This window comes from Streptomyces sp. NPDC058274 (assembly GCF_042881375.1).
GTDB lineage: Bacteria > Actinomycetota > Actinomycetes > Streptomycetales > Streptomycetaceae > Streptomyces.
The window spans coordinates 143,519-156,096 of record NZ_JBHVXW010000016.1; the positions used below are offsets into that span (position 1 = coordinate 143,519).

Below are 12,578 nucleotides of genomic sequence, written 5' to 3' on the forward strand. Positions count from 1 at the left end.
AGACAACGGCGGTCGGCCCAGTCCTCCGGGCCAACCGCCGTACGTCCGGGTGCGCTCCAACCAGCGGACGGATCATCCCAGTTGGGGATCGACCACCCATGCGCCGCGGCGCATCACGCCCTTGAGGTCGAACTCCGCGTCCAGCACCACCAGATCGGCGTCCTTGCCCGGCTCCAGGGAGCCCACTCGGTCGTACATACCGAGGAGGCGGGCCGGGTTGGCGGACAGGGCTGTGACGATGTCCTCGACCGGCAGCCGGTCGATGGTGACCGCCCGCTTGAAGGCGCGGTCGAGGGTGAGGGTGGAGCCCGCGATCGAGCCGCCCTCCACCAGGCGGGCGACGCCGTCGCTGACCTCGACCCCCAGCGGGCCGAGCATGTAGAGGCCGTCGCCGAAGCCCGCCGCGTCCATCGCGTCCGTGATGAACGCGACCCGGTGCGCGCCCGCGTGGTGGAAGGCGAGCTCCAGGGAGGCGGGGTGCAGATGCGTGCCGTCGTTGATCAGCTCGACCGTGACGCGCTCGTCCTCCAGGAGCGCCGCGATCGGGCCGGGGGAGCGGTGACCGAGCGGGGGCATCGCGTTGAACAGGTGCGTCGCCACGGTCGCGCCGGCGTCGATGGCGGCCTGCGTCTGCTCGTACGTCGCGTCCGTATGCCCGATCGCCGCGATCACCCCGTGCTCGACGAGCAGCCGTACGGAGTCGAGGCCGCCGGGCAGTTCGGTGGCGAGGGTGACCATCTTGGCGTGCCCGCGGGCGGCGTCGATCAGCTTGCGGACGTCCGCCGGGTCGGGGTCGCGCAGCAGCTCCTCGGAGTGCGCGCCCTTGCGGCAGGGCGAGATGAACGGGCCCTCGAAGTGGACGCCCGCGAGGTCGCCCTGCTCGGCGAGTTCGGAGAGCAGCCCGGCGCGCTGGGCGAGGCCGTCCAGGTCACCGGTGACGGTGGAGGCGACGACCGTGGTCGTGCCGTGCAGCCGGTGGGTGTGGATGCCCTTGAGGACGTCCTCGACCGTTCCGGAGGTGAAGGACGCGCCCCCGCCGCCGTGGTTGTGCAGGTCCACGAAGCCCGGGACGAGCCAGTGGCCGGAGAGATCGAGGGTCTCCGCGTCCGCGGGAGCGCTCCCGGCGATGCGCGTGCCGTCGACGATCACGCGGCCGCCGTTCACGGTCCCGGTGGGCAGAACCACCCGGGCACCGGCGAGAACCTTGCTAGGGGCCATCAGGTGGTTACCTCCGAGCGGTCGGTGATGTCGGTTTCGAGTAGATCCCAGGCCAGGAGTCCGGCGCCCAGACATCCGGCCGTGTCTCCGAGGTCGGCGGGGACGACGGTGGGCAGTTTCTGGAAGGTGACGCGCCGCTCGACGGCCGCCCGCAGTGGTGTGAACAAGGTTTCCCCGGCCTCGGCGAGACCGCCACCGATGATCAGGGTGCGCGGGTCCAGCAGGGTGAGCGCGGTGACCAGCCCGTCGGCGAGCGCGTCGACGGCGTCCTGCCAGACGCGTACGGCCCGTGCGTCGCCGGACTCCACGGCCTTGGCGCAGTCGGCCGCGTCCGCGCCCGGGTCACCGGACGCCTCCGCCCAGGCCTGGCTGACGGCCGCCGCGGAGGCGTACCGCTCCAGACAGCCGCGCTGGCCGCAGGGACAGGCGGTTCCGCCGGGCCGTACGACGATGTGGCCGATCTCGCCCGCGAAGCCGTGCGCGCCCGCCTCGACCTTGCCGTCGATGCCGATCGCGCCCGCGATCCCGGTCCCCAGCGGGACGAACAGGAAGCGGTCGGCTCCCTGCCCCGCGCCGATCCGGCCCTCCGCGAGGCCGCCGGTGCGCACGTCGTGGCCGAGCGCGACCGGGACGCCGTGCAGCCGCTCGCTGAGCAGCCGGCGCAGCGGCACGTCCCGCCAGCCGAGGTTCGCCGAATACACCGCGAGGCCGAGGCCGGCGTCGACGATGCCGGGGACGGCCACGCCGGCGGCCGCGGCGGGCTCGCCGAGGTGCCGCTCGCCGTGGGCGCGCAGGTCGGCCGCGAAGCCGAGGATCGTCTCGATCACGGCGTCGGGCCCGCGCTCCCGGCCGGTCGCCCGGCGGGCCTGGTGGAGCAGCTCGCCCTCGGCGCCGACCAGGGCGGCCTTCATCCCGGTGCCGCCCACATCGAGGGCGATGACATGTCTCACGGGGACAGTGTCGCCCCTTACCCCAGGAGAGGTCTAGTCCACTTACGTGGTGTAGACCTTGTCTTCATACTTCGAGACAACTGTCGGGACAGTGACGTCCGGACGAAGCGCCCGACAACGGGCACTGAAGGCAGGGTTGGGGACGGGCTGTGCAGCGGCGTAGGACAGGACTGATCGCGGTGGGGTCCGCGCTGGGCATGACGGCGACCTTCGCGGGCTGCGGCGGTTCGGCGGGCTCCGGGGACGTGACCCTGCGGCTGGTGGCCGCGGACTACGGCGACTCCTCGGCGAACAGCTCGAAGAAGTACTGGGACGAGCTGGTCAAGGCGTTCGAGGCCGAGCACTCCGGGATCAAGGTCGAGGTCAGCGTCTACTCCTGGAACGACGTCGACCGCAAGGTCCGCGAGATGGTCGACGCCGGCAAGGCGCCCGACATGGCGCAGATCGGCGCGTACGCCGACTACGCCGCCACGGGCAAGCTCTACGAGGCCGACGACGTGCTCTCCATACCCACCCAGGCCGACTTCGTCCCCCAGCTCAGTGAGGCGGGGCAGATGAACCGGGTGCAGTACGGCATGCCGTTCGCCTCCTCCACGCGGCTGCTCTTCTTCAACAAGACGCTGTTCTCCGAGGCCGGCATCACCCCGCCGCAGAGCTGGAGCCAGCTCGCCGCCGACGCCAAGGTGCTGAAGTCCAAGGGCGTGAAATACCCGTACGCGCTGCCGCTGGGCCCCGAGGAGGCGCAGGCGGAGACCATGCAGTGGCTGCTGAGCGGTGGCGGCGGCTACACCCAGGACGTCGGCACGTACGCGCTGGACTCGCCGGAGAACGTCAAGACGTTCGCCTGGCTCAAGAACGACCTGGTCGGCAAGGGGCTCACCGGTCCGACGGCGCCGGCGAAGCTCAACCGCGCCGACGCCTTCGCCGCGTTCGCGCGCGGCGAGGTCGGCATGCTCAACGGGCATCCCACGCTGATGAAGATGGCCGCCAAGAAGGGCGTGAAGTTCGGCATGGTGCCGATGCCCGGCGTCAACGGCAAGGCCAAGGCCACGATGGGTGTCGCCGACTGGATGATGGCCTTCAAGCAGAACGGCCACCGTGACCAGGTCGGCGAGTTCCTCGACTTCGCCTACAGCGAGAAGAACGTGCTCGCCTTCTCCCACGAGTACGACCTGCTGCCGGTGACCACGTCCGCGTCCGAGGCCATGGCCGCCGACCAGGACGACAAGGACCTCGCCTCCTTCCTCAAGGAACTCCCCTCCTCGCAGCTCTACCCGGTCGGCAAGACCTCCTGGGCCGGCGTCAGCGCCGACATCAAGAGCCAGATCGGCAAGGCCGTGAGCCCGAGCGGCAGCGCGTCGTCCGTCCTGGGCGAACTGCAGCGCAAGGCGTCGATGGCGGAGAACGCGGAGTAGCGGGCCGGACGCCGTCCCGGGCCGCGGCCGCCTGTCTTGTCGGTGCCGGGGGCTACGGTGGCGGCCATGGAAGAGCTCACCCCCCGGGAGCGGGCCGTCCTCGCCATGGAGCGCCGGGGCTGGCCGGGACCGGGCGCCAAGGAGCGGGCGATCCGCGAGCAGCTGGGCCTGGTGCCGGTCAGGTACTACCAGCTGCTCAACGCCCTGCTCGACGATCCGAGGGCCCTCGCCCACGACCCGGTGACCGTGAACCGGCTGCGCCGGGTCCGCGACGCCCGCCGGGCGGAGCGCTGAGCCGGGGAGCACCGCCGGTCCCTCCCTCCTCCGCCGGTCCCTCCCTCCTCCGCCGATCCCTCCCTCCTCCGCCGATCCCTCCCTCCTCCGCCGGTCACTCCCTGAGCCGCCGGCCGTCCCATGGCTCGATGCGCCATGGGTGCGCCCGGCCCCGCCCGGATAGGGTCGGGGCATGGGCAGCCACACGGACTCCAGGGACCCCTTGCCGACGCCCGCGACTCCGGCCGGACGCGAGGGTCTCGACGCCATCCTCGCGCGGCCCGGCCGCGCCGTGATCGCGCTCGACTTCGACGGGACGCTCGCACCGATCGTCGCCGACCCCGAGCAGGCCCGCGCCCACCCCGGCGCGGTCCCCGCCCTGGCGGCGCTCGCCCCGAAGGTCGCGTCCGTGGCGGTCGTCACCGGCCGGCCGGCCGGCGTCGCGGTCCGCCACGGAGGCTTCGCCGGGGTACCCGGCCTGGAACACCTCGTCGTCCTCGGGCACTACGGCGCCGAGCGCTGGGACGCGGTCAGCGGCACGGTCAACGCCCCCGCCCCGCACCCCGGCGTCGCCGCCGTCCGGGCCGAACTGCCCGGATTCCTCGACGAGATCGGCGCCTGGCGGGGCACCTGGATCGAGGAGAAGGGCCGCGCGGTCGCGGTCCACACCCGCCGTGCGGCCGACCCTCAGGCCGCCTTCGAGGCGCTGCGCGAACCGCTCGCAGGACTCGCCGGCCGCCACGGCCTGATCGTCGAGCCGGGCCGGATGGTCCTGGAGCTGCGGCCCCCCGGCATGGACAAGGGCGTCGCCCTCCTGGAGTACGTCCGCGAGACCGGCGCGGAAGCCGTCCTCTACGCCGGCGACGACCTGGGCGACCTGCCCGCCTTCGCCGCCGTCGACAAGCTCCGCTCCGACGGCGTCCCGGGCCTGCTGGTGTGCAGCGGCAGCGTGGAGGTGGCCGAACTGGCCGACCGCGCCGACCTGGTGGTGGACGGCCCGCCCGGAGTCGTGAAGCTGCTCACGTCACTGGCGGCCCACCTCGGCTGACTGCCGTGGGACGCGCTCGGCGCCGTGAAGCCGCTCACGTCACCGCCGGCCCGCCCCGGCCCGGTCCGCGACCGTACGCCCGCACCCGGCGTCGCAGAGCTGCCGGCGTCAGGGCGGCCCGCGACGGTAGGTGGCCCGCACCCGGCGTCGTAGAGCTGCCGGCGTCAGGGCGGCCCGCGACGGTAGGTGGCCCGCGCCCGGCGTCGTAGAGCTACCGGCGTCAGGGTCGCCCCGCGACGGTAGGTCCGCACTCGGCGTCGTAGCGCTGCCGGCGTCAGGGCGCCCCGCGACGTCGGGCGCTCGTGGTCAGGCCTCCAGGGCGTGCAGCTGGTCCAGGAACCACTGGGCGGGCGGCAGCGCTGTCGCCGCGGCGGCCAGGCGCTTGGTGCGCCGGGCGCGTTCGTCGGCCGGCATCGTCAGCGCCTCGTGCAGCGCGCGGGCGGTGCCGATCACGTCGTACGGGTTCACCGTGACCGCGTCCTCGCCCAGCTCCTCGTACGCCCCCGCCTCCCGGGACAGCACCAGCACGCATCCCTCGTCGGAGACGACCGGCACCTCCTTGGCGACCAGGTTCATGCCGTCCCGGATGGGGTTGACGAGCGCCACGTCCGCGAGCCGGTAGGCGGCCAGGGAGCGGGCGAAGTCGTCCTTGACGTGCAGCACGACCGGGGTCCAGTCCGGCGTCCCGTACCGGGAGTTGATCTCGTCCGCGACGCGCTGCACCTCGGCCGTGTAGTCCCGGTACACCGCCAGGTCCTGGCGGGAGGGGTAGGCGAAGGCGACGTGCACCACCCGCTCGCGCCACGACGGCTGGTCCTCGAGGAGCTGCCGGTAGGCCAGCATCCCGCGCACGATGTTCTTCGACAGCTCGGTCCGGTCGACCCGTACGACCGTCCTGCGCGGGGCCCCGTCGGAGTCCGTGCCGATCTGCTCCCGCAGCGCCGCCATCCGTTCGTCGACGTCCGCCTCGTGCGAACGCTTGCGGAGGAAGTCCGCGTCCGCGCCCAGGCCGTGCACACCGATCCGGGTGTCCCCGACACCGCCGGCGAGTGCGTCGCAGCAGGCCGTGAAGGCGTTCGCCCAGCGGTGGGTGAGGAAGCCGAGGCGGTCCGCGCCCAGCATCCCGCGCAGCACCTGCCCGGCGATGTCGTCGGGCAGCATCCGGAAGTAGTCGACCGGCGCCCACGGGGTGTGCGAGAAGTGCCCGATACGCAGATCGGGCCGCAGCTCGCGGAGCATCCCGGGCACCAGGGTCAGGTGGTAGTCCTGGACGAGGACGGAGGCACCGGACGCCGCCTCGTCGGCCAAGGCCTCGGCGAAGGCGCGGTTGTAGGTCTCGTACGAGGCCCACTGGCGCCGGAACTCCGCGTCGAAGACCGGCTCCAGCGGAGTCTGGTACAGCATGTGGTGGACGAACCACAGCACCGAGTTCGCGATGCCGTTGTACGCGTCCGCGTGCACCTCGGCGTCGATGTCCAGCATCCGCACGCCGTCCTCGCCGACCCCGCGCCGCACCGCCTCGCGGTCCCCGTCGCCGAGCGCGGCGCACACCCACAGCGCGCCCGCGTCGGGTCCGATCGCGGACAGACCCGAGACCAGCCCGCCCCCGCCGCGCTTGGCGTGGAGCGAGCCGTCCTCGCGTACGTCGTAGGAGACAGGGCCGCGGTTGGAGGCGACGAGGATCTGGTGGGCGCCGTGCGTGGAAGCCATAAGCCTCAACCTAGCCCGGCTCGGAAACGCTCAAACGTACGGGCCGAGTAAGGCGAGACCGTATACAACCGGCGGATTTCGTCACGGAGCGTGCCCGGCGCTCCGGTCAGGCCACTCTGCGTGTCTGGTACTCCCTGATGTCCACCATCGGCGGCCGTTCCTCCGTGTCCACGGAGTAGGTGCGGGGCTCGAAGCCGTCCTCGCCCCGCTCGAACTGGGTGAGGGCGGGGCGGATCAGATGCCCGCGGGCCAGCCGCAGCTGCGCGGTCCGGTAGATCGCGGCGGCCATCCGGCCCAGCGCCTGCCCGTCCTGGTGTCGGTGCTTGCGGACGCCGACGTCGACCTGGGCGAGCGAGTCGAGGCCCACCAGGTGCAGGGCGTCGACGAGCATGCCCAGCTCCACGCCGTACCCGACCGGGAACGGGAGCTGTTCCAGCAGGGAGCGGCGGGCGGCGTACTCCCCGCCGAGCGGCTGGACGAACCCCGCCAGCTGCGGCCAGTGCATGTTCAGCAGCGGGCGCGCCATGAGCTCGGTGACCCGTCCGCCCTGGCCGGCCGCCGAGCCCAGCGGCCGGTCGTACATGGCCTTGACGAGGTCCACGCCTGGGTCGGTGAGCAGCGGCCCCACGATTCCGGAGACGAAGTCCGACGAGAACTCCTTGAGGTCCGCGTCGATGAAGCAGACGATGTCCCCGCTCGTCACCAGCAGCGACCGCCACAGGACCTCGCCCTTGCCGGGCACGGCCGCCAGTCGCGGCAGGATCTCGTCCCGGTGGACCACGCGGGCGCCCGCCGCGGCGGCCACCTCCGAGGTGCGGTCCGTCGAACCCGAGTCGACCACGACGATCTCGTCGACGAGCGGGATCTGCTGCATCAGATCGTGGCGGATGACGGCGACGATCTCGCCGACGGTCTCCTCCTCGTTGAGCGCGGGCAGCACTACGCTGACCGTCGAGCCCGAGGTGCGTTTGGCGGCGATGAGCTTGTGGAGCGGGCGGTCGGTCATGGCCCAGGAGCGGGTGCTCAGCCAGCGCTCGACTTCTTCCAGCACAGTCTGCGGCTCCTCACTGTTCGATCACATGGTCCTTCAGGTATGTGATCCATCTCGCGGTTCGGACGACTATCTCAACTGTCCTGGCCTTCGGTTACAGTCTTGAACAACGCGGATGACCATCGCATGTCCTGGCTCGTCCCCGTGCACTACCGAACAACAACCGAATACCGCTCATCCAGAGGGGCAGAGGGATACGGCCCGTTGAAGCCCCGGCAACCCTCCAGTCGGTTCTCGTCACTGATCGCTGCTGATCAGTTCCGCGAGGCTCCCGACTAGGGAAGGTGCCAAATCCGTCTCACGGCGAAGTGCGCCGTGAGGAAGATGAGGAGAAAGGGCCTCGCCTCCATGGCTGCGCAGACAGTTGCAAGCACCACGAACTCCGCCACCGCCGCGAACTCCGTCGATCTCGGTCCCGCCGCGGCTCTCTCGTGCCGTGAATGCGGACACCGTGTGCCGCTCGGCCCGGTCTTCGCCTGCGAGGAGTGTTTCGGCCCGCTGGAGATCGCGTACGACTTCTCGGGCCACGACACCGAGGAACTCCGCAAGCGCATCGAAGCGGGCCCCGCGAACATCTGGCGCTACGCGCCGCTGCTGCCCGTCCCCGCGGACGTCGCCGAGAAGCCGAACATCAACCCGGGCTGGACCAAGCTCGTCCAGGCCGACAACCTGGCGCGCGAGCTGGGTGTCGACTCCGGCAAGCTCTTCGTCAAGGACGACTCCGGCAACCCGACGCACTCCTTCAAGGACCGCGTCGTGGCCCAGGCGATCGAGGCCGCCCGCGCCTTCGGCTTCACCACCCTCTCCTGCTCCTCCACGGGCAACCTGGCCGGCGCCGTCGGTGCCGCCGCCGCCCGCGCGGGCTTCCGCTCCTGCGTGTTCATCCCGCACGACCTGGAGCAGGGCAAGGTCGTCATGGCCGCGATCTACGGCGGCGAGCTCGTCGGCATCGAGGGCAACTACGACGACGTGAACCGCTTCTGCTCCGAGCTGATCGGCGACCCGGCCGGCGAGGGCTGGGGCTTTGTCAACGTCAACCTCCGGCCGTACTACGCGGAGGGCTCCAAGACCCTCGCGTACGAGATCTGTGAGCAGCTCGGCTGGCGGCTGCCCGACCAGCTGGTCGTCCCGATCGCCTCCGGCTCCCAGCTCACGAAGATCGACAAGGGGCTGAAGGAGCTGATCGAGCTCGGTCTCGTCGAGGACAAGCCGTACAAGATCTTCGGCGCCCAGGCCGAGGGCTGCTCGCCGGTGTCCGTCGCCTACAAGGCCGGGCACGACGTCGTACGGCCGCAGAAGCCGAACACCATCGCCAAGTCGCTCGCCATCGGCAACCCGGCCGACGGGCCTTACGTGCTCGACATCGCGCGGCGCACGGGCGGTGCGGTGGAGGACGTCAACGACGAGCAGGTCGTCGACGCGATCAAGCTCCTCGCGCGCACGGAGGGCATCTTCGCCGAGACGGCGGGCGGCGTGACCGTGGGTGTCGCGAAGAAGCTGATCGAGAACGGGCTGCTGGACCCGACGCTGACCACCGTCGTCCTGAACACGGGTGATGGTCTGAAGACGCTGGACGCGGTGGCCGGCACGGGGCTGACCGCGACGATCCGCCCGAACCTCGACTCCTTCAGGGAAGCTGGGCTCGCGTAACGGCCGTTGTCCGTCTGCGGCCGGTGGGGGCCGGCCGCGCCCGCGCGGCGGAGCCGCATGTTCAACGCAGTCCCGCGCCCTTGGAGGGGCGCCATCCGACCGGAGGTCACAAGGCATGAGCGTCAACGTCCGCATCCCCACCATCCTGCGCACCTACACCGGTGGCAAGGCCGAGGTCCCCGCCGAGGGTGGGACCCTCGGTGAGGTCATCGCGGACCTGGAGAAGAACCACACGGGCATCGCCGCGCGCGTCCTGGACGACCAGGGCAAGCTGCGCCGCTTCGTCAACGTGTACGTGAACGACGACGACGTCCGCTTCGAGCAGGGCCTGGAGACGGCTACGCCGGACGGTGCGGGCGTCTCGATCATTCCGGCCGTGGCCGGCGGCTGCTGACGGGCTGAAGGCCGGACAAACGGCCGCGGCGCCGGTCCGACCACTAAGAGTTCACCGAATTGCCCTCTCCGTGAGAGAAACGGAGGGGGCAATTCTGCATGGTTGAGCGCGGTACAGTTGGGGAAGCCGCTTCTCCTTTCATGCCGGGCGCATATGAGCCTTCGCTCGGTGCCCGACAAGAAGTCGCCAATATGCCCGGTATTTTTGCGCCGATTACGGCATTTATGGGGCCCGACTTGCCCTGAATATGTGCAAATTCTCCACATATTCCCGATCGGGCTTGCCCAGAATTCTCGTCCGATTGACCTGTTGCAGACGGCAGTTGGACAGATACATTCAGCCGCGGTCGACGCGTTCCGGCGCACACCCCCAACCGTTTGGGGGGTGAGGTCTGACCCGGATCCACGAAGTGTGGATCTGTGCAAGGGCCAGTAATAGGGGAGTTAGGCATGGCTCAGGGCACCGTCAAGTGGTTCAACGCGGAGAAGGGGTACGGCTTCATCGCGGTCGACGGTGGTGCGGACGTCTTCGTGCACTACAGCGCGATTCAGATGGACGGCTACCGCACCCTTGAAGAGGGTCAGCGAGTGGAGTTCGAGATCTCGCAGGGCCAGAAGGGTCCGCAGGCGGACATGGTCAAACTCGCCGTCTGATCTCGGCGCGATCGACCACCGACGCACGCACTCACGTCGAAGGGCTCCCATCCCCCCAGGGTTGGGAGCCCTTCGGGCGTTCCCGGGCAGCCTGTCAGGTCCTGTTCGGGTGTTCCCGGCGCGGCGTCGGGCGCCCCGCCCGCCCCGAGGGTTCCCGACAGGCGCTTGCGCCCACCCGTCGCCCGACCACCACCCCTCAACGAGCTCGCTGCGCGAGCGCACCTTGCACTCGGAGGGGTCGAGTGCTAATCATTGGCGTTAGCACTCTGAAGGTGAGAGTGACAACTATGGACCGGGTCGGTGAGGCCCGCAGGCCAAGTGGGGCAAGGAACCACGAGGCACGCAGGCCGTCCGTCGCGGGCGCCAACACGGTCCGGAGCAATCCACCCCAGTCCGGGAGGACCACTTCACATGGCCAAGATCATCGCGTTCGACGAGGAGGCACGGCGCGGTCTCGAGCGCGGGATGAACCAGCTCGCCGACGCCGTCAAGGTCACCCTTGGTCCCAAGGGTCGCAACGTCGTCCTCGAGAAGAAGTGGGGCGCCCCCACGATCACCAACGATGGTGTTTCCATCGCCAAGGAGATCGAGCTCGAGGACCCGTACGAGAAGATCGGCGCTGAGCTGGTCAAGGAAGTCGCCAAGAAGACGGACGACGTCGCCGGCGACGGTACGACCACCGCGACCGTTCTGGCGCAGGCGCTGGTCCGCGAGGGCCTTCGCAACGTCGCCGCGGGTGCCAACCCGATGGCCCTCAAGCGCGGTATCGAGAAGGCCGTCGAGGCCGTCTCCGGTGCCCTGCTCGAGCAGGCCAAGGATGTCGAGACCAAGGAGCAGATCGCCTCCACGGCCTCCATCTCCGCCGCCGACACCCAGATCGGCGAGCTCATCGCCGAGGCGATGGACAAGGTCGGCAAGGAAGGCGTCATCACCGTCGAGGAGTCCCAGACCTTCGGTCTGGAGCTGGAGCTCACCGAGGGTATGCGCTTCGACAAGGGCTACATCTCGGCGTACTTCGCCACCGACATGGAGCGTATGGAGGCCGTCCTCGACGACCCGTACATCCTGATCGCCAACTCGAAGATCGCCAACGTCAAGGACCTGCTCCCGCTCCTCGAGAAGGTCATGCAGGGCGGCAAGCCGCTGCTGATCATCGCCGAGGACGTCGAGGGCGAGGCCCTGTCGACCCTGGTGGTCAACAAGATCCGTGGCACCTTCAAGTCCGTCGCTGTCAAGGCCCCGGGCTTCGGTGACCGCCGCAAGGCCATGCTCGGCGACATCGCCATCCTCACGGGCGGCGAGGTCATCTCCGAGGAGGTCGGCCTCAAGCTGGAGAACGCGGGCATCGACCTGCTCGGCCGTGCCCGCAAGGTCGTCATCACCAAGGACGAGACCACGATCGTCGACGGCGCCGGCTCCGCCGACCAGGTCGCCGGCCGGGTCAACCAGATCCGCGCCGAGATCGAGAACTCCGACTCGGACTACGACCGCGAGAAGCTCCAGGAGCGTCTGGCGAAGCTGGCCGGCGGCGTGGCCGTCATCAAGGCCGGTGCCGCCACCGAGGTCGAGCTCAAGGAGCGCAAGCACCGCATCGAGGACGCCGTTCGCAACGCGAAGGCGGCCGTCGAGGAGGGCATCGTCGCCGGTGGTGGCGTGGCCCTCATCCAGGCCTCCTCGGTCTTCGAGAAGCTGGAGCTGACGGGTGACGAGGCGACCGGCGCCAACGCCGTGCGGCTCGCCCTGGAGGCCCCGCTCAAGCAGATCGCCGTCAACGGCGGTCTCGAGGGTGGCGTCATCGTCGAGAAGGTGCGCAACCTGCCCGTCGGTCACGGCCTGAACGCCGCGACCGGTGAGTACGTCGACATGATCGCCGAAGGCATCATCGACCCGGCGAAGGTCACGCGCTCTGCCCTGCAGAACGCCGCGTCCATCGCCGCGCTGTTCCTCACCACCGAGGCCGTCATCGCCGACAAGCCGGAGAAGGCCGCTGCCGGCGGCGCTCCGGGCGGCATGCCGGGCGGTGACATGGACTTCTGATCCTTCCGGATCAGGCTCGTCCTTTCCGAGGGCGGCACCCCTTCTCGCAGGGGGTGCCGCCCTCGGGTGTTTTCCGGTGCCGCCGCCGGTGTTCCCGGTGTGCCCCTTCCCGGTGTTCCCGGGGTGCTCCGTGCGGCCGGTGCGGCCGGTGCGCCCTGGCGTGGCCGGGATCACAGGCG

The 12,578-nt window shown here is 70.4% G+C and carries 11 protein-coding genes and 1 riboswitch; of the genes, 7 read left to right on the forward strand and 4 right to left on the reverse strand.

The window, feature by feature from the left end:
- Positions 1-72 precede the first annotated feature (72 nt).
- Together nagA and ACFVYF_RS27455 are read right to left on the reverse strand one after the other, a co-directional pair.
- Positions 73-1,218: an N-acetylglucosamine-6-phosphate deacetylase gene (gene nagA, locus ACFVYF_RS27450; protein WP_389459552.1), complete on the reverse strand. Its 1,146-nt coding sequence runs from the start codon at positions 1,216-1,218 to the stop codon at positions 73-75.
- Complete coding sequence (locus ACFVYF_RS27455; RefSeq protein ID WP_389459554.1) at positions 1,218-2,168, reverse strand: ROK family protein; 951 nt, start codon at positions 2,166-2,168, stop codon at positions 1,218-1,220. The genes nagA and ACFVYF_RS27455 overlap by 1 nt, the downstream gene beginning before the upstream one ends.
- A gap of 197 nt (positions 2,169-2,365) precedes the next feature.
- On the opposite strand from ACFVYF_RS27455, the gene ACFVYF_RS27460 reads away from it, so the two are divergent.
- From ACFVYF_RS27460 to otsB, 3 genes are all read left to right on the forward strand, one after another.
- Entirely contained in the window at positions 2,366-3,583 is a 1,218-nt protein-coding gene (locus ACFVYF_RS27460) for an ABC transporter substrate-binding protein (RefSeq protein ID WP_389459639.1), read from the forward strand.
- A 66-nt stretch (positions 3,584-3,649) separates the two neighbouring features.
- Entirely contained in the window at positions 3,650-3,877 is a 228-nt protein-coding gene (locus tag ACFVYF_RS27465; protein WP_383276962.1) for a DUF3263 domain-containing protein, read from the forward strand.
- 172 nt (positions 3,878-4,049) lie between these two features.
- Positions 4,050-4,904: a trehalose-phosphatase gene (gene otsB / locus ACFVYF_RS27470; protein WP_389459555.1), complete on the forward strand. Its 855-nt coding sequence runs from the start codon at positions 4,050-4,052 to the stop codon at positions 4,902-4,904.
- Positions 4,905-5,210: 306 nt separating this feature from the next.
- Here the strand turns inward: otsB and ACFVYF_RS27475 are convergent, their stop codons facing one another.
- Positions 5,211-6,614, reverse strand: coding sequence for a trehalose-6-phosphate synthase (locus ACFVYF_RS27475; protein ID WP_389459557.1), 1,404 nt, complete (start codon positions 6,612-6,614; stop codon positions 5,211-5,213).
- A 106-nt stretch (positions 6,615-6,720) separates the two neighbouring features.
- Positions 6,721-7,665: a glucosyl-3-phosphoglycerate synthase gene (locus ACFVYF_RS27480; RefSeq protein ID WP_389459558.1), complete on the reverse strand. Its 945-nt coding sequence runs from the start codon at positions 7,663-7,665 to the stop codon at positions 6,721-6,723.
- A 171-nt stretch (positions 7,666-7,836) separates the two neighbouring features.
- Positions 7,837-7,996: riboswitch (SAM riboswitch) on the forward strand.
- A 17-nt stretch (positions 7,997-8,013) separates the two neighbouring features.
- Here ACFVYF_RS27480 and thrC point away from each other — a divergent pair.
- The 4 genes from thrC to groL all read left to right on the forward strand — a co-directional run bounded on the left by thrC (position 8,014) and on the right by groL (position 12,399).
- Positions 8,014-9,315 (forward strand): threonine synthase, encoded by a 1,302-nt coding sequence (gene thrC / locus ACFVYF_RS27485; protein ID WP_389459559.1) that lies wholly within the window; start codon positions 8,014-8,016, stop codon positions 9,313-9,315.
- Between the two features lie 115 nt (positions 9,316-9,430).
- Entirely contained in the window at positions 9,431-9,709 is a 279-nt protein-coding gene (locus ACFVYF_RS27490; protein ID WP_389459561.1) for a MoaD/ThiS family protein, read from the forward strand.
- Between the two features lie 449 nt (positions 9,710-10,158).
- Entirely contained in the window at positions 10,159-10,362 is a 204-nt protein-coding gene (locus ACFVYF_RS27495) for a cold-shock protein (RefSeq protein WP_005315736.1), read from the forward strand.
- A 411-nt stretch (positions 10,363-10,773) separates the two neighbouring features.
- Positions 10,774-12,399, forward strand: coding sequence for a chaperonin GroEL (gene groL / locus ACFVYF_RS27500; protein ID WP_389459562.1), 1,626 nt, complete (start codon positions 10,774-10,776; stop codon positions 12,397-12,399).
- Positions 12,400-12,578: the final 179 nt, after the last annotated feature.